This is a genomic window from Rhizobium sp. 007, assembly GCF_015353075.1.
In the GTDB taxonomy this organism is placed as follows: domain Bacteria; phylum Pseudomonadota; class Alphaproteobacteria; order Rhizobiales; family Rhizobiaceae; genus Rhizobium.
This window is the reverse complement of the sequence record NZ_CP064191.1, coordinates 379,105-397,367: the sequence shown is the minus strand read 5'-3', so window position 1 is coordinate 397,367 and position 18,263 is coordinate 379,105. Positions and strand designations below refer to the sequence as shown.

General features: G+C 61.2%; 9 protein-coding genes and 1 pseudogene. 8 read left to right on the top strand and 2 right to left on the bottom strand.

Annotated elements, in window-relative coordinates:
* Positions 1 to 25: 25 nt before the first annotated feature.
* The 4 genes from ISN39_RS35735 to ugpC all read left to right on the top strand — a co-directional run bounded on the left by ISN39_RS35735 (position 26) and on the right by ugpC (position 4,083).
* Entirely contained in the window at positions 26 to 955 is a 930-nt protein-coding gene (locus ISN39_RS35735; protein WP_194732578.1) for a sugar ABC transporter permease, read from the top strand.
* A gap of 1 nt (position 956) precedes the next feature.
* Positions 957 to 1,790, top strand: a complete 834-nt coding sequence (locus ISN39_RS35730; RefSeq protein WP_194732577.1) for a carbohydrate ABC transporter permease — start codon at positions 957 to 959, stop codon at positions 1,788 to 1,790.
* Between the two features lie 28 nt (positions 1,791 to 1,818).
* Positions 1,819 to 2,844 (top strand): Gfo/Idh/MocA family oxidoreductase, encoded by a 1,026-nt coding sequence (locus ISN39_RS35725; protein WP_194732576.1) that lies wholly within the window; start codon positions 1,819 to 1,821, stop codon positions 2,842 to 2,844.
* Between the two features lie 78 nt (positions 2,845 to 2,922).
* Positions 2,923 to 4,083 carry a sn-glycerol-3-phosphate ABC transporter ATP-binding protein UgpC gene (gene ugpC, locus ISN39_RS35720; RefSeq protein WP_194732575.1) on the top strand — a complete coding sequence of 387 codons (1,161 nt, stop codon included), beginning with the start codon at positions 2,923 to 2,925 and terminating at the stop codon, positions 4,081 to 4,083.
* 190 nt (positions 4,084 to 4,273) lie between these two features.
* Here the strand turns inward: ugpC and ISN39_RS35715 are convergent, their stop codons facing one another.
* Together ISN39_RS35715 and ISN39_RS35710 are read right to left on the bottom strand one after the other, a co-directional pair.
* Positions 4,274 to 4,699, bottom strand: coding sequence for a hypothetical protein (locus ISN39_RS35715; RefSeq protein ID WP_194732574.1), 426 nt, complete (start codon positions 4,697 to 4,699; stop codon positions 4,274 to 4,276).
* Positions 4,696 to 4,945 (bottom strand): annotated as a pseudogene (locus ISN39_RS35710) (recombinase family protein); the annotation flags it as partial. The pseudogene ISN39_RS35710 and the gene ISN39_RS35715, both read right to left, overlap by 4 nt.
* A 610-nt stretch (positions 4,946 to 5,555) precedes the next feature.
* Here ISN39_RS35710 and ISN39_RS35705 point away from each other — a divergent pair.
* From ISN39_RS35705 to ISN39_RS35690, 4 genes are all read left to right on the top strand, one after another.
* The gene (locus ISN39_RS35705; RefSeq protein ID WP_246763644.1) at positions 5,556 to 5,774 is read left to right on the top strand and encodes a 4'-phosphopantetheinyl transferase superfamily protein; all 219 of its coding nucleotides are present in this window, start codon (positions 5,556 to 5,558) and stop codon (positions 5,772 to 5,774) included.
* 1,040 nt (positions 5,775 to 6,814) lie between these two features.
* Positions 6,815 to 10,852, top strand: a complete 4,038-nt coding sequence (locus ISN39_RS37545; RefSeq protein ID WP_246763632.1) for an amino acid adenylation domain-containing protein — start codon at positions 6,815 to 6,817, stop codon at positions 10,850 to 10,852.
* Complete coding sequence (locus ISN39_RS35695; protein ID WP_246763631.1) at positions 10,752 to 17,780, top strand: non-ribosomal peptide synthetase; 7,029 nt, start codon at positions 10,752 to 10,754, stop codon at positions 17,778 to 17,780. The genes ISN39_RS37545 and ISN39_RS35695 overlap by 101 nt, the downstream gene beginning before the upstream one ends.
* The gene (locus ISN39_RS35690; protein WP_194732573.1) at positions 17,774 to 17,923 is read left to right on the top strand and encodes a hypothetical protein; all 150 of its coding nucleotides are present in this window, start codon (positions 17,774 to 17,776) and stop codon (positions 17,921 to 17,923) included. Before ISN39_RS35695 ends, ISN39_RS35690 begins: the two co-directional genes overlap by 7 nt.
* The last annotated feature ends 340 nt before the right edge of the window (positions 17,924 to 18,263 follow it).

Sequence of the window (18,263 nt, the reverse complement as noted above, 5' to 3'; positions counted from 1 at the left end):
GAGTGAAGAAGAACTGGATCTGGCAATGCATGCTATAATTGTTCGCTGTCCGCGGGCCCACGGGCCCGGCCGGAAGGGCATTATTCGACGAAACCTGCCTTACTTGCTGATTGCGCCTTCGGTCGTGATGCTGCTCGCTCTGATCGCCTACCCTTTACTGTTTGCTTTAAGATCGAGCTTCTACTTCTGGAATCTGCAAATCGGACCGGAGCCGCTGCAATTCGTTGGCTTCGAGAATTACGTGCAGGCCTTCAACGCCTTTGACTTTCGCGCGGCGCTCACCAACACGCTGATCCTCTCAATCTTGGGTACAGCAATTGAATTCGCGTTTGGTCTGGCGATTGCGCTCATTCTGCTCAAGGCTTTGCCGGGCATGAATGTCGTGCGTGCCCTGCTGATCCTGCCCACCACGATCGCACCGATAGTCGTCGGCTTCCTGTTCCGCTATCTCTACGACCCTGGTGGTGGGCTCTTGAGCTGGATCATGCAGTCGCTCTGGCTCCCCGTTCCCGCGGAAGGAATTCTCGGCTCGCCATCGACCGCGCTCGCCGCCATCCTTTTCGTCGATATCTGGCAGTGGACGCCGTTCTTCGCGATCGTCCTCTATGCGAGCCTGCTGGCAGTTCCCGACGAGATTTTGGAGGCCGCACGACTGGATCGCGCGTCTGCGTGGACGATCCTAATGCGGATCAAGCTGCCGCTGATCAAGCGCACCGCGATCATTATCGTCATGCTGCGCTTCATGCAGATTTTCAACACCTTCGACACTGTGCTTGTGCTCACCCGTGGCGGGCCTGGCACCTCCACCCGCACCCTCGGTTATTCGCTCTACGAGCAGGGTCTTGTGAACTTCAACATTGGTCTTGTCAGCGCAATGACGTGGATCACCGTGCTGATCGTCAACGTCATCGTTGCCCTCTACGTGTTCTTCGCGTTCCGAAACGAGGAGTGGTAACATGTCCGCTCGCCACACAAGCTTCAACACAGCACTCACCTACGCCGCCGGCCTCCTTTTCCTGGCAATCTTTGTCGGGCCAATCCTGTGGTTCATCGCTCTTGCGATCCGCCCGTCGGAGACGGCATTTACAATGCCGCCGCAACTCTCGTTCGAGCCCAATCTCGACGCGTTCCGGCATATACTCGTCGATCCCGGTACCAATGCGCCGCAACTGGTGAATAGTCTCATCGTGTCCATCGGGGCGGTATTGCTCAATCTTCCCTTCTCCGTTCCTGCTGCCTACGCTCTGTCCCGTTTCAAGCTGCGCGGCAAGAAGAACATCATGTTGTGGTATCTCGGCCTGCTGATGGCCCCGCCAGTCGCGTTTTTGATCCCGTATTTCGTCCTGATCACGCGCATCGGTCTCCAGGGTTCCTACTTTTCCATGGTTTTGGTTCTGCAGACGCTGACGATCCCGTTTTCCGTCTGGCTTATGAAGAGCTTTATTGATGAGGTTCCGGCGGAATTGGAAGAAGCTGCCCGGGTCGACGGCGCCCGTTGGTACACGATCATGTGGCGGATCACGCTTCCGATCGTTCGTCCCGGCATCATTGTCACCTCCATGTTTGCCTTCGTCTTTGCATGGAACAATGCCGCCTTTCCGTTGGTGCTGAGCTCGCGCTCGACCGCCACCCTTCCGATCGGAACACTGGGCTACTTCGCGACGAGCGGAGTGACGTGGAACTACATCGCCGCGGCCGCAGTGCTCGCGATGATACCTCCGATGATCATCTTCCTGTTTTTCGATCGATACGTCGTACGAGGCCTCACCTTTGGTTCGGTCAAGGGCTGACGTTCCCCTTTATGAATGGAGTAATGAAATGAGCAAACTGCGTATGGGCGTCATCGGCGCCGGTCTTTGGGGCAACAATCACGCTCACACATTTAATGTCTTGCCGGAAACCGAGCTTGTCGGCGTGTGCGACCTTGATGAGGGCAGGGCGCTCAAGATGAAGGAGAGCTTCGGCGCAGCGCAAGCCTTCACCGATTTCCAGAAGGTGATCTCCAGTGATCGGATCGATGCCATCTCGGTAGCGACACCTGATTTTACGCATACGCCCATCATTCTCGCCGCGCTCAGGGCCGATAAACACGTGCTGAGCGAAAAGCCGCTTGCAACCACCGTAAGCGAAGCTGAAGAAATCGCCGAGGCTGCCGCAAAGTCGAAGGGCAAGCTGATGGTGGACTTCCACAACCGGGTGAATCCCATCCTCGCGCAGGTTCGTGACATGATACAGGACGGCCAAATCGGTCTCGCAAAACATGGGACGGCGCGTCTTTCCAACACAGCCTTCGTTCCCTTCGAAATGCTTAGTTGGGCTTCGAAGTCTTCAGCACTCTGGTTTCTAGGAAGCCATCTGGTCGACGTCCTGCGCTTCATTCTCGCAGACGAAGTCGTCCGCGTTTATTCGGTCGCCCGCTCAGGTACGCTGTCGAGGGGCGGCGTGGACACGAAGGACTTCCATGTGTCCATCCTCGAGTTTTCCAAGGGCACGGTCTTGACCATGGAAAACAGCTGGATCCTGTCGCGAGACAATCCTTCCCTCGTTGACTTCAAGATCGAGTTCGTCGGCGAAAAGGGGCAGATCCAGGCGGACCCGACCCACAGCGGCGGCCTGCGCCGTATCGTGGAGGGGGGACTGAAATACAATGATTACATCGGCATAACGCCGACCGGCGAGACCCGTATTGGTGGCTTTGTGCTCGAGTCCATTGCCCGTTTTGTCGATAGCGTGGTGCGCGGCGCTCCGCTGCTGGCGGATGCGCAGGACGGTCTGGCAAACACCAAGATCCTGGCGGCGATTGAGGAATCTGTCGCCAGCGGCAAGGCCGTGAACATCGGCTAACGCCGGAACCTAAACGCGCGGGGCATCCTGTCCTAGGAGGACGGCTTGCCTCGCCTATTGATGCTCGGAGGAGTATTTATGGCGTCCATGACCTTTGACGGGATCGGCAAGACCTTTCCGGACGGAACCGTCGCCGTCGCCAATGTGAGTTTCGCGGTCGCGGACGGAGAGTTCGTCGTGCTGGTCGGCCCCTCGGGTTGCGGCAAGTCCACCTTGCTAAGGATGGCGGCGGGCCTCGAAATGCTGAACAGCGGCCGTCTGCTGATGAACAACACGGATGTCACCGAGACCGAGCCGCAGGACCGGGATATTGCAATGGTTTTCCAGAACTACGCGCTTTATCCCCATATGACTGTCTATGAAAACATGGCTTTCGGATTGCAACAGCGCAAAATGCCGAAGGAAAAGATCGATGAACTGGTGCGGGATGCCGCGGAAATGCTCGATCTCACCCGATATCTCGAGCGCAAACCCGGCGTGCTATCCGGCGGCCAGCGCCAGCGCGTTGCGATGGGGCGTGCAATTGTTCGCCATCCCATGGCTTTCCTGATGGATGAGCCTCTGTCCAATCTTGATGCCAAGCTGCGCGTCCAAATGCGAGGCGAGCTGAAGCTGCTCAACCAGCGCCTCGGTACTACAACGCTCTATGTGACCCATGACCAGGTCGAGGCCATGACCATGGGCGACCGTGTTGCGGTGCTGAAACCGGTGTTCAATGGTCAGGACAGCAATCTTCAGCAGATCGACACACCTCAGATGCTTTACGACCAGCCGGCCAATCTCTTCGTTGCGGGCTTCATCGGCTCACCAGCAATGAATTTCGTGCGCGTCGAGCTTAAAGCGGAAGCCGGATCACTTAGAGGCGCGATTACAGGAGCGGAAATATCATTTCCTGTTCCCGCAGGGGCGGCGTTGTCCGCGTACGCCGGACGGCAAGTCATTGCCGGGATCCGCCCGGAAATGTTCCAGGCTTGTCCTGAGCGGGAGGCGATATTCAACGAGCAGATTGCAGTTGCCGAAGCACTCGGGGCCGATACGTTCGTCTTCTTCGACATCCCGTCCCCGCCGGTTAACGTGAACGACGCAGAGGACAGCTTCGCGCACAAGGGCAAAAACCGCCTGGTGGCGCGAATTCCTCCGGCCCTGACACCAGCCATCAACCAGCGCCTGCCTCTGACCGTCGATCTGGAGAAGCTACACTGGTTTGATCCGACGACAGGTGTCGCTATCCGCGACTGATCTCCTATGCAAGGATCACCAGCTAGGGTTCTAAAGTTTTTCTCCTGCCTCCCAAGGCACCTTGGCTGTCGTCGAATGAAGTTCGGCGGCAGCCATTTTTTTGAACGCTTCAGCATTTTTGGAACGGTGCAGTTCGGCCCTGTCGGCTCGAAGCTCGGGTTTTGGCCAAGCTGAAAACGATTGGTGAACGTCAGGGACTGGCGTGAGCTTTGAGCAGCATGGCTACATTGTCGGCGGTGAACTTGAAGCCGCGGCGATCGGGAATACGCTCGACGGATATAGGATAGTTAGGTCTTCGCGGATCAATGCCTGTGATCCGGAAACGCTCACCGCCAGCGATAAACTTGCGTTCGAAGTCAGCAGCCTCCAGGCCGTATTGTTCGGACAGCAGGGCGAACATCTCCTTATCCAGATTGAGAGCTTTGCCATCTGGCACGGAAATGCTGATGCGGAATGCAGGTTCGAACGAGAAGCCAGGCTCCAGGCCGCGCCACCCGGCGCTTTCGATCACCAGACCGTGATCTGAGGCGATCTGTCTGTAGGCTTCAAGCAAGCGGGCCTGGACTTGCTCGCAGGTGGCGGATGTCAAACGGTTGATGCGGTTTGCTTTGCTCATTCGGAAACACCTTTGCGGACCTGATAGACCGTGCCGCGCGATATGCCGAGATCGCGGGTGATCTTGCTGGGCCCCTGACCCTGTTGCAGGCGAAGCGCGGTCAATCTTCAGTGGGCGCCCTTTGTAGATGCCACGTATCCTGGCGGCGGCGATGCCTTCAGCCTGCCGCTCGCGCCGCAGGTTGGTTTCGAACTCCGCGAAGACGCCGAGCATGTCGAAGAACGCCTTGCCGGCCGCTGTGGAGGTTATGCCAGGGTCGGCAACGCCAGCGACCAGTGAGCGCGGAAGGGCGGGGGAAGCCGGTTTTTGGCTTGCTGGGGAGAGAACCACCGAACGGTCTCTTCCCGCCATGCAAACAAGTTTGGCCGCGATCGCGGCCACCGTAGAAGCAATGCAGGCACTGCGCAGGACCTTTTCGCCGCCAAGGAAACGGCAGCGAAAACCGGCGGGCTCGACAGTTTAGACGCAATCCGTCGCGGAACTCCCTATTAGGATTTTTGCGCCATCCACGAAATTGAATAAATCAAACGCTTACCGGCGATTGTAGGAGTTTACAGCCCGGATTTTAGCTGCCTATTCTGTCCCGAATATTTGGGAGAAGACATGGCGATCTATGCGGTTTCGGTACTCAATTGTAACAGCATTGACCGCGCTGATGTGGTCATTCGGAGGGGTGCTAAATGGCTTTGGTGCATGAATAGTTTCTGAACGGTTCGGCGATAGGCAAACAGGATCGCAATCAGCTTGATCCGAGTGCCATGCCGTACAAACACAACGCCGATCGTCATCACATCGCAAAGATGAACTTCTTCCGGAGAACTTGATTGAATTGATTGCAACTCCTAGGGAGCAACGCATGTACGACTTGCGTATGCTCCAACGGCGGGACCTCTTTGTTTTGAAGGAGGCGGTATATAAGGCGTATTTTCCACTATATAATGACTTTCTTGAATTCCAAGACGTTGAAATTGATATTCGCGCCCGTTCAGGATACGTGCAGAAGGCAAATTGCACCTTTTTCCTAGAGCTACTTATTTCCAAAAATGTAATCGGTTTGGCGTATTTGAGATCCTGATCGAAATAGATTGAATCAGAACCGCTTGGTGAAGGAGCTGCGGCTGGCGGGTCCGCGTTGTCCGATGTCCGACAATTCCGCGTTGTCCGATGTCCGACAATGTCGAACATGCGACATAGCAGTGTTAACGCCACCATATTGTTCTAAAATGACTTTCTCCTTTGGCACGGTATATGCGCGTTCACCTACGAACGCGCATGGATAAGGAGAAATGGTCCCTTGATCACGCTCACTGGAAGCCAGACGAAGTCAAGGTGGTTGCAATACTGCCGATACAGTATTGCAGAGGGCGGGGGCTTGCTAAGCACTTTGGGAAGCGCCGTTACTCTCCGCTTTCGGGTGCCTGCTGATTTCGATGGCCAACAAAGGATAGCGCTGGACCGACCAATTCGGCATTCAGTGGCCCTGCGTGGCCTAATGCTGCGGTTGGGCTCGCTGCGGGAAAGTGCCCCGCGCTATGATCTGCCGCATTTCACAAGCGATGATGGGCAGGTGATGTCTCCCAGCGTGACGAGTCCGTCAGATGGTACTCGGTAGTCTAAACGGACCGTTCAAAGATTCTCAAAAGCTACTCATCTCATTAGCTTGTCGCCAAAGCATTTGGTGATCACTAAATTGACTGCGTCACTAAATAGAAGGACTGAAAATGACTGATTATGTGAATTCGTCGATTGATGGTGGTCCGGAAAGCGCTTGCGAAGTGGCGGGCCATCTGAGCCCACGATTTCATGGCATTGATCACATTGCAGCGGTGCATAAATTGGATGACGCTATCTGTCTGTTTCGAGATGTCCTTGGCGTTACGCTCAGACGTCGTTTGCACATAAAAGATAAGAACGGGAATGATGTGTGCGGACGTTTACCCGTCCACATTCTCCAAGACGTTAAGCCCAGCTCTCCGCGAGGGAGCAGCGATACTGCCCGAGACGATCTTTGGAGACGCGGGGGCTTGCCGGGCACTTTGGGAAGATCTGGTTCAGCGCAAGAGTTTCGTTACCCTCAATACGAGCCAAATAACACAAGCGATCGTGGCAGGGCTATTGATCGAACAGGGGATAAGTTTGTGTGGCTGGGTTCAGCCGGCGCCGGCGCTGGATTGGTATCGTGCGAAGCGCGACGTCATGTTGCGTAGTGTGTTTTCGCCTTTCCCGGAGCAGATTCGATGGAATCGACCCTCTGGCGGCTTCTTCCTGACTCTTGCTCTTCCTTTCAGATTTGGCGCGGACAGCGTGGACGAGTGTGCACGGTGCGACAAAGTCATTGTTATGCCGAGGAGTTTCTTTGCGTTGGATAACTCTCAAGACTGCCGGATTCGATTGGCGTTCAGCACGGTTACCCCCGAGCAGATCCGAACCGGTGTGACTGGTTTGGAATCGCTATGTGGCGCGGCGCCTAGGGCGGGAACTGTCCAGCCCACTGGGTGGAGTGGAGGGATAAAGATGACATATCGGACTTCTCCGACGCGCGGGAGTGCCTGCCAATCAGACGACCGGGATAGGCAACCTGCAGCGCGATCGATCTCCTCCAGCGTCGTTGTTGGCAGTGGAACGCTTGCTATCAGCTGCGCTCAGCTGGCAATGGCGATGGGCCACGTCATTGGTGCGGCCCTGTCCGGCGACGCCATATTTGCAGAGTGGGCGACTCGCGCCAACATCCCGTGTGTAGGGAGCGTTGAAGAGCTCTCGTCTTTTTTGAAGGCCGAACCGGTAGATTGGATTTTCTCCGTTGCCAATCCGTTCATATTGCCACCGGACGTGTTTGGGCGAGTGCGTCAAGGTGCTTTCAATTACCACGACGGTCCATTGCCACGATATGCGGGAACGCACGCGACGTCCTGGGCGCTGCTGGCGCAGGAGACCGAATATGCCATCACGTGGCATCGGATCGATGATGGTGTTGATACGGGTGACGTCGTGGTTCAGCGCCAAGTGCTGATTGCGCCCGCCGATACCGCACTGACCCTGAACCTTAAATGTTATGAAGCCGCGATCGAGGGCTTCCGCGAGCTTTTAACTGGCTTGGCGAAGGGAGAGCTTACTGCCTATCCGCAGGCGCTGGTGAGCAGAAGCTACTTTCCGAGACGTCGACGCCCGGATGCGGCAGGCTGTCTGCGATGGGATCGGCCCGCGCAAGATCTGTCAGCGATGACGCGTGCCTTGAACTTGGGCCCATATCATCCCAATCCATTGGGTCTGCCCAAGGCTCTCGTAGGCGATGAGGTGGTCACAGTCAGACGCTTGGAGGTGCTGCCTCAACGCTCGGGCCTCCCGGCAGGTTCTCTGCTTGAAATCCACTCCAGCCACTGGCGGGTGGCGACGGGTACACAGGATGTCGATGTTTGCCTTGGCAGCTCCGATGGTCAAGGGCTGGACGCGCGAGCCCTCGCCAGGCACTCCAATCTGGATGAAGGTGGTCGCCTTCCAATTTTGAGCGAAGATGAGGCGCGGAGCATAACTGCGACCCATGAATTGCTGGCGCCTTCAGAGGATTTTTGGCGACAGCGGCTAGAGCAGCTTAGAATATTGCAGTTTCCTTTCCTGTCGTCGTGCGTGGCTGAGGCGCCGCCCAAACGGCAGTCGAGTTCGTGGTTCATTGCAAGTGCTTTGGCTAAGCTGTCGCCAAATGATCGCACGGAATACTTGGTAACGGCTTGGCTGATCTATCTCGCCCGCATCACCGGAGAAACAGAGCTTCAACTGGGATGGACGCCTGCACCGGATCGATCGCAAGCTGGCTCTAAAGCGGTGGAGGTGCTTATCGCCTCTGTCGTGCCGATGGAAGTTACCATTGATATTGCACATGATTTTGAGGAAATGCGCAAAGCCGTGGCGGCCGAATTCGCTCAGTTGAGGGAGCACGGTAGCTTTGCCCGGGATCTTATCGCGCGCTACCCGACATTGCGAGGTCTGGAGGCGCTACGATCCTGCCAGCCCTGGCCGATTGGCATCACAATCACGACAGACAGCTGTTCTGTCGCGAGCGATCTGACGTCGAGCCAAAGTGCTGGAGCAGCCCAATGCGGCGATTTGCTGACGTTTGAGGTTTGCGCTCTGGATGGGAGCTTTCGATGGCATTTTGATGCAAGTCGATTAGCACCGGAGCAGATCGACCGTATGACGCAGCACTTGCAAACATTGTTGCGTGGTGTAATGGCCGATGCAAGGCAGCCGGTGGGCCGGATTGAGCTGCTGCCGGCCGACGAGCGCACCTATCTGCTGGAGGATCTGAACCGGACGGCGGCGGCCTATTCGTCGGAGCGGTGCATCCATGAGCTGTTCGAGCAGCAGGTGCAAAAGGCGCCGGAGGCGGTGGCGGTGGTCCATGAGGACGAGCGCCTGAGCTATGACGAGCTCAATGCGCGGGCCAACCGGCTGGCCCATCATCTGATCGGGCTCGGGGTGAGGCCGGATCAGCCGGTGGCGATCTGCCTGGAGCGCAGCCCGGCGATGGTGGTGGGTCTTTTGGCGATCCTCAAGGCGGGCGGCGCCTATCTGCCGCTGGACCCGGCCTATCCGTGCGCGCGGCTGCGGCAGGTGCTCGAGGATGCCGCACCGCACCTGCTGCTTTGCGATGCCGCCGGACGCGCCGCACTTGGCGCCGAAGCGCTCGCCGATCTGACGGTGGTCGATCTGGAGACGGCGACCCCGGCCTGGGCCGAACTGCTGGCCTCGAACCCGGACCCGCGCGCCCTTGGCCTGACCGCGCGCCATCTCGCCTATGTCATCTACACCTCCGGATCAACCGGAACCCCAAAGGGCGTCATGGTCGAGCATCGGAGCCTGGTCAATCTCGGGTTGGCTCAGGTCGGGCTTTTTGGCGTCTGTTCAAACAGCCGTGTCGTGCAGTTCGCCTCCTTCGGTTTTGATGCAAGTGCTTGGGAGCTTGTCATGGCGTTTGGCTCTGGCGCCGCATTGCACTTGCCTGCGGATGAGATCCGCCACGCGAGTAACAAGCTATCGGATTACCTGCGAAGCGAATCCATCACCCATGCGACGTTACCTCCAGCCTTGCTTCAGGCAAGCAGGGATCTGGGATGTTTGGCATCGCACGTTCTCATTCTTGCTGGCGAACTGCCGAAAGCAGAACTCGTCCGAAGTCTGGCCCCGGCATCTATCGTCAACGCTTATGGCCCGACCGAAGCAACAGTCTGCGCGACGGTTTGGAGTTGTCCCGATGATTTTGATGGGTCAGTTGTCCCGATCGGCCGTCCGATTGCCAACACGCGGGTGTATCTGCTGGACGGTCATGGTGCGCCCGTGCCGTTCGGGGCGGTGGGTGAGCTTTACATTGGCGGGGCGGGGGTGGCGCGTGGCTACCTCAACCGTGCCGAGCTGACGGCGGAGCGGTTCCTGGCAGATCCGTTCAGCGATGAGGCAGGCGCCCGGCTGTACCGGACCGGCGATCTGGCGCGCTATCTGCCGGACGGCAATCTGGAGTTCCTCGGCCGCAACGACGAGCAGGTGAAGATCCGCGGCTTCCGCATCGAGCCGGGCGAGATCGCCGCGCGGCTTTGCGAGCACGCCTGGGTGCGCGAGGCGGTGGTGGTGGCGCGCCAGGATCGCGCCGGCGACAAGCACCTTGTCGCCTATGTCGTGTGTGGACCCGAGGCCGGATCGGACGACGACGATGGAAGCGGGCTGGCCGGCGCCTTGCGGGCGCATCTGGGCGGGCGGCTGCCGGACTACATGGTGCCGTCGGCATTCGTGCGGCTCGCGGCGCTGCCCTTGACGGCGAACGGCAAGCTCGACCGCAAGGGACTGCCGGCGCCGGAGGACGACGCCTATGCGCGGGCGGCCTATGAGGCGCCGCAAGGCGAGATCGAGACGGCGCTGGCAGAGATCTGGGCGGAGCTTCTCGGGTCGAGCGGGTCGGACGCCACGACCACTTCTTCGAGCTCGGCGGCCACTCCTCTGGCGGTGCAGCTCTCGAGCCGGCTGTCGCAGGCTGTTGGCGTCGCGCTGCCGCTGACGAGGCTGTTTGCCACCCGGTGCTGGCGATCTGGCAGAAAGCATCGTCAAGGTGTTGAGCCGCGCTGGTCCGCAAGAGCTGCCGGCGATTGCGGCCGTGTCGCGTCATGAGCCGCTTGTGCTGTCGTTCGCGCAGCAGCGGCTATGGTTTTTGGCGCAGCTGGACGAGGGCAGCACGAACTATCACATTCCGCTGGCCTTGCGGCTGCGTGGTGGGCTCGACCGCACCGCCTGGCAGCGCAGCCTTGACCGTTTGTTTGCCCGTCATGAGGCGCTGCGCAGTGTCTTTGTCGCACCGGAGGGCAAGCCCCGGGTTGAGGTTCTGCCGCCGGATGCGGGGCTGCCGGTGCTGGAGCACGATCTGCGGGACAGGCCGGATGCAGAGGCGGCGCTTCTGGATCTGTGCCATGAAGAGGCGCGCACGCCATTCGATCTTGCGCGCGGGCCGCTGATCCGCGGGCGTCTGGTCCGGATGTCGGATGCGGAACACGTCTTCCTGCTGACCCAGCACCATATCGTCTCGGATGGCTGGTCGCTGGGCGTGCTGGTGCGTGAACTGAGCAGCCTTTACCGGGCGTTCGAGGCTGGAGAGGACGATCCTTTGCCGCCGCTGGCGATCCAGTATCCGGATTATGCCGCCTGGCAACGCCAATGGCTGTCGGGGGACCGGCTGCAGGCCCAGGCGCAATATTGGCGCGGCAGCCTGTCCGGCGCTCCGGCCCGACTTGCCTTGCCGACGGACCGTGCGCGTCCGGCCCAGCAGTCGTTTGCCGGGGCCAGTGTGCCTGTTGTCATCGATGCGGATCTGACGCGGGGGCTGAAGCGGCTGAGCCGGCAGCATGGCACGACCTTGTTCATGACGGTGCTGGCGGCCTGGGCGGCGGTGCTGTCGCGTCTGTCGGGGCAGGACGACCTTGTGATCGGCGTGCCGAGCGCCAATCGCGGCCGGCGCGAGATCGAGGAGTTGATCGGCTTCTTCGTCAACACCCTGGCGCTTCGCATGAACCTGTCGGACGAGCCGAGCGTGTCGGAGCTTCTGGAACGGACGCGGCGCACGGCGCTGGCTGCACAGGAGCATCAGGACCTGCCGTTCGAGCAGGTGGTGGAGATCGTCAAGCCGCCCCGGCATCTTGATCACACGCCGTTGTTCCAGGTGATGTTGGCCTGGCAGAACAACGCCGTCGGGTCGTTCGACCTTGCCGGGCTGAGCGTGGAGGCGGCCGGGGACGGGCTCGATCAGGTCAAGTTCGATCTGGAGCTGAGCCTTGGCGAGTGTGATGAGGTCATAGCCGGAACGTTGGGTTATGCCACGGCGCTGTTCGATCAGGCGACGATCGAGCGGCAGCGTGGTTATCTGCTGGCGTTGCTGCGGGCGATGGTTGCCGATGCGGGGCAGCCGGTCGGCCGCATCGACATCCTGCCGGCCGCCGAGCGCAGCTATCTGCTGGAGGAGTTGAACCGGACGGAAGCGGACTACCGGTCGGATCTGTGCGTGCATGAGCTGTTCGAAGCGCAGGTGCGCCGGGCGCCCGATGCCGTCGCGCTGGTCTTCGAAGAGCAGTCGATCTCCTATGGCGCGCTCAACGCCCAGGCCAACCGGCTGGCCCATCATCTGATCGGGCTCGGGGTCAAGCCGGACGACCGTGTGGCCATCTGCCTTGAGCGCAGCCCGGCGATGGTGGTGGGTCTTTTGGCGATCCTCAAGGCGGGCGGCGCCTATGTTCCGCTGGATCCCGCCTATCCGTCGGCGCGGCTGCGGCAGGTGCTTGACGATGCCGCACCGCGGCTGCTGCTTTGCGATGCCGCCGGCCGCGCCGCGCTCGGCCCGGAGGCGCTTTTCGATCTGAACGTGGTCGATCTCTCGGACGGCGAGCGTCCATGGGCCGGCCAGTCCGCTGACGATCCCGACCCACGCGCCCTTGGCCTGACCGCGCGCCATCTCGCCTATGTCATCTACACCTCAGGCTCCACCGGAACCCCAAAGGGCGTCATGGTCGAGCATGCCAGCACCGTCAACCTGCTGCATTGGAGCAGCGACGTGTTTGCGGAGTCAGAGATCAGCCGCACGCTGTTTTCTACCTCGATCAGTTTTGATCTGTCCGTCTATGAGTGCTTCGTGCCGCTGTCGCAAGGAGGCACACTTTATCTTGTCGAGGATGCGCTGGCGCTGGCGCAGACGTCCTTGGATGTCTCCTTGATCAACACGGTCCCCTCGGCGATCGCCGCTCTGGTCGACAAGCAAGCCGTGCCGGCTTCGACACGCGTCATCAATTCATGCGGTGAGCGGCTGAAGGCAGATCTGATCGAGAGGGTCTTCGAGTGCAGTGGCGCAGAGAAGATCTGTAATCTGTACGCTCCTTCGGAAACGACGACGTACTCGACCTGGATTTGCATGCCGAGGGGAGAGGCTGTCGTTGAGACGATCGGCCGCCCGATTGCCAACACGCGGGTGTATCTGCTGGACGGTCATGGTGCGCCCGTGCCGTTCGGGGCGGCGGGTGAGCTTTACATCGGCGGGGCAGGGGTGGCGCGGGGCTACCTGAACCGTCCCGAGCTGACGGCGGAGCGGTTCATCGCCAGTCCCTTTGTGGACGGCGATCGGCTGTACCGGACCGGCGACCTGGGGCGCTATCTGCCGGACGGCAATCTAGAGTTTTTGGGCCGTAACGACGAGCAGGTGAAGATCCGCGGCTTCCGCATCGAGCCGGGCGAGATCGCCGCACGGCTTGGCGAGCACGCCTGGGTGCGCGAGGCGGTGGTGGTGGCGCGCCAGGACCGTGCCGGCGACAAGCACCTTGTCGCCTATGTCGTGTGTGGACCCGAGGCCGGATCGGACGACGACGATGGAAGCCGGCTGGCCGGCGCCTTGCGGGCGCATCTGGGCGGGCGGCTGCCGGACTACATGGTGCCGTCGGCATTCGTGCGGCTTGCGGCGCTGCCCTTGACGGCGAACGGCAAGCTCGACCGCAAGGGACTGCCGGCGCCGGAGGACGACGCCTATGCGCGGGCGGCCTATGAGGCGCCGCAAGGCGGGATCGAGACGGCGCTGGCCGCGATCTGGGCCGAGCTTCTCGGTGTCGAGCGCGTCGGACGCCACGACCACTTCTTCGAACTCGGCGGCCACTCGCTCCTGGCGGTGCAGCTCTCGAGCCGGCTGTCGCAGGCTGTTGGCGTCGCGCTGCCGCTGACGAGGCTGTTTGCCAACCCGGTGCTGGCGGATCTGGCAGCAAGCATCGTCGAGGCGTTGAGCCGCGCTGGTCCGCAAGAGCTGCCGGCGATTGCGGCCGTGTCGCGTCATGAGCCGCTTGTGCTGTCGTTCGCGCAGCAGCGGCTATGGTTTTTGGCGCAGCTGGACGAGGGCAGCACGAACTATCACATTCCGCTGGCCTTGCGGCTGCGTGGTGGGCTCGACCGCACCGCCTGGCAGCGCAGCCTTGACCGTTTGTTTGCCCGTCATGAGGCGCTGCGCAGTGTCTTTGTCGCGCCGGAGGGCAAGCCCCGGGTTGAGGTTCTGCCGCCGGATGCGGGGCTGCCGGTGCTGGAGCACGATCTGCGGGGCCGGCCGGATGCAGAGGCGGCGCTTCTGGATCTGTGCCATGAAGAGGCGCGCACGCCATTCGATCTTGCGCGCGGGCCGCTGATCCGCGGGCGTCTGATCCGGATGTCGGATGCGGAGCACGTCTTCCTGTTGACCCAGCATCATATCGTCTCGGACGGCTGGTCGATGGGCGTGCTGGTGCGTGAACTCAGTCAGCTTTACCGGGCGTTTGCGGCTGGAGAGGACGATCCTTTGCCGCCGCTGGCGATCCAGTACCCGGATTATGCCGCCTGGCAACGGCAATGGCTGTCGGGGGAACGGCTGCAGAGCCAGGCGCAGTATTGGCGCGACACCCTGGCAGGCGCTCCGGCCCTTCTTGCCTTGCCGACGGACCGTGCGCGTCCGGCCCAGCAGTCGTTTGCCGGGGCCAGTGTGCCTGTTGTCATCGATGCGGATCTGACGCGGGGTCTGAAGCGGCTGAGCCGGCAGCATGGCACGACCTTGTTCATGACGGTGCTGGCGGCCTGGGGCGCGGTGCTGTCGCGTCTGTCGGGTCAGGACGACCTTTTGATCGGTGTGCCGAGCGCCAATCGCGGCCGGCGCGAGGTCGAGGAGCTGATCGGCTTCTTCGTCAACACCCTGGCGGTTCGCATGAACCTGTCGGGCGCGCCGAGCGTGTCGGAGCTTCTGGAACGGACGCGGCGCACGGCCCTGGCTGCGCAGGAGCATCAGGACCTGCCGTTCGAGCAGGTGGTCGAGATCGTCCAGCCGCCCCGGGCTCTTGATCACACGCCGTTGTTCCAGGTGATGTTGGCCTGGCAGAACAATGCCGTCGAGACCTTCGATCTTCCCGGATTGAGCGTGAAGGCCGTGGGGGAGGGGCTCGACCAGGTCAAGTTCGATCTCGAACTGAGCCTTGGAGAGCAGGGCGAGGTGATCGCCGGGACCCTGGGTTATGCCACGGCGCTGTTCGACCGGGCGACGATCGAGCGGCAGCGCGGCTATCTGCTGGCGTTGCTGCGGGCGATGGTTGCCGATGCCGAGCAGCCGGTCGGCCGCATCGACATCCTGCCGGCCGCCGAGCGCAGCTACCTGCTGGAGGAGCTGAACCGGACGGACGCCGACTATCCGTCGGATCTGTGCATCCACGCGCTGTTCGAGGCGCAGGTGCAAAAGGCGCCCGACGCGGTGGCGGTGGTCCACGAGGACGAGACGCTGAGCTATGGGGAACTGAATGCCCGTGCCAACCGTCTTGCGCATCACCTGATTGGGCTCGGGGTCAGGCCGGGGGATTGCGTTGCGACAATGCTGGACCGCTCTGTCGCCCTTGTGGTGGCGCAGCTGGCGATCCTCAAGGCGGGGGGAGTGTATGTGCCGGTCGATCGCGCTCTTCCGTCTGCACGACAAGAATGGCTATTGGCCGATTGTGCTGCGCGCCTGGTGCTTGGCAAGAGTGACGATGATGATCTGGTTGAGGCGACGATCCCTGTTTTGCCTATTGAGCCGCTCATGGTTGGAACAGGATGTAGTGCCGATCCTGGCCTGGCATTGAGCGCCGAGGCTGCCGCTTATGTAATGTACACGTCTGGTTCGACTGGCCTTCCCAAGGGAGTTGTTGTGCCTCACCGTGCCGTCAACCGGCTCGTCATCAACAATGGCTATGCGAAGATCGATGCCGGAGATCGTATGGCATGGGCGGGTAATCCCGCCTTCGATGCGAGCACATTTGAAGTGTGGGCGCCGCTGCTTAACGGTGGCTGCATTATTGCAATGGATGCCACCACCATAAGTTCTTCGAATTTTGCCAAGGCACTTAAACAGCAACGGGTGACTTCACTTTTTCTAACAACAGTATTATTTAACCAATATACATCATCGATTGCTCCGACGTTAGCACAACTTAAATACCTCCTCTGTGGAGGCGAACGCAATGACCTTCCCTCATTTCTAAGGTTGCTGAGAGAAGAAGGTCCTGTACGTCTCGTTCACTGCTATGGTCCGACCGAGACGACGACCTTCGCGACAGTCTGCGAGATCACTGCAATTGATGAGACATTCCGCCGTCTCCCGATCGGCCGCCCGATTGCCAACACGCGGGTGTATCTGCTGGACGGTCATGGTGCGCCCGTGCCGTTCGGGGCGGTGGGGGAGCTTTACATTGGCGGGGCGGGGGTTGCGCGTGGCTACCTGAACCGTCCCGAGCTGACGGCGGAGCGGTTCCTGGCCGATCCGTTCAGCGATGAGGCAGGGGCGCGGATGTACCGGACCGGCGACCTGGCGCGCTATCTGCCGGACGGCAATCTGGAGTTCCTCGGCCGCAACGACGACCAGGTGAAGATCCGCGGCTTCCGTATCGAGCCAGGAGAGATCGCCGCGCGGCTTTGCGAGCACGACCGGGTGCGCGAGGCGGTGGTGGTGGCACGCGAGGATACCACCGGCGACAAGCACCTTGTCGCCTATGTCGTGTGTGGACCCGAGGCCGGATCGGACGACGAGGATGGAGGCGGGCTGGCCGGCGCCTTGCGGGCGCATCTGGGCGGGCGGCTGCCGGACTACATGGTGCCGTCGGCATTCGTGCGGCTTGCGGCGCTGCCCTTGACGGCGAACGGCAAGCTCGACCGCAAGGGACTGCCGGCGCCGGAGGACGACGCCTATGCGCGGGCGGCCTATGAGGCGCCGCAAGGCGGGATCGAGACGGCGCTGGCCGCGATCTGGGCCGAGCTTCTCGGTGTCGAGCGCGTCGGACGCCACGACCACTTCTTCGAACTCGGCGGCCACTCGCTCCTGGCGGTGCAGCTGATGGAGCGGCTGCGGCGGCTGTCGCTCGGGGTGGAGGTGCGCACCCTGTTCGCCAGGCCGGTGCTGGCCGATCTTGCCGCCAGCCTTGGCAGCCATCACGAGGTGGCGGTGCCTGCCAACCTGATCACCGAGCAGAGTACGGCGATTACGCCGCAGATGCTGCCGCTCGCCGAATTGGCCCAGCCGGAGATCGACCGGATCGTCGCCACGGTTCCCGGCGGCGTCGGCAACATCCAGGACATTTATGGCCTGTCGCCGCTGCAGGACGGCATCCTGTTCCATCATCTGCTGGCCAGCCGGGGCGATCCATATTTGCTGGTCTCGCAGATGGCGTTTGCCGAGCGTGGCCTGCTTGACCGCTATCTTGCTGCGGTTCAGCAGGTGGTGGATCGGCACGACATCCTGCGCACCGCCTTTGTCTGGGAGGGGCTGTCGAGCCCGGCCCAGGTGGTGTGGCGTAAAGCGCCGCTGCAGGTGAGCGAGGTCGAGCTGAATGACTGTGACGGTTCCGGCGCCGATGAGCTCCGGCGCCGGTTTGATCCACGCCGGCAGCGCATCGACCTTGGCCGGGCGCCGCTGTTGCGGTTTGTGATCGCGCGCGAGCCCGGCAGCGGGCGCTGGCTGCTGTTGGAGCTGCAGCACCATCTGATCGGGGATCACACGACGCTGGAAGTGATGCATGCCGAGGTGCGGCCGTGCTGACGGGCGCGCATGAGCCGGCAGCACCGCAGCCATTCCGCAATCTGGTGGCGCAGGCGCGGCTGGGGGTTGATGCCAAGGCGCATGAAGAGTTCTTCCAGGAACAGTTGGCCGACATCGACGCGCCGACCAGCCGTTTGGGCTGAGCGAGGTCTATGGTGATGGCATCGGGTCTCACGAGGCGCGGCGGATGTTGCCGCAGGCGCTCACGATCGGCTGCGCAACAGGCACGGCGGCTCGGGGTAGCCTGCGAGCCTTTGCCATCTGGCCTGGGGGCAGGTGGTGGCGCGTGCAAGCGGCCGTGAGCAGGTGGTGTTCGGCACGGTGCTGTTTGGCCGCATGCATGCGGTGCTGGCGCCGACCGGGCGATGGGCCTGTTCATCAACACCCTGCCATGCGTCGATCTGGACGGGACGGGGTCGAGGAGCGTGCGGACCACCCATGCGCGGCTTTCCGAGCTGCTGGCGCACGAGCATGCCTCGCTGG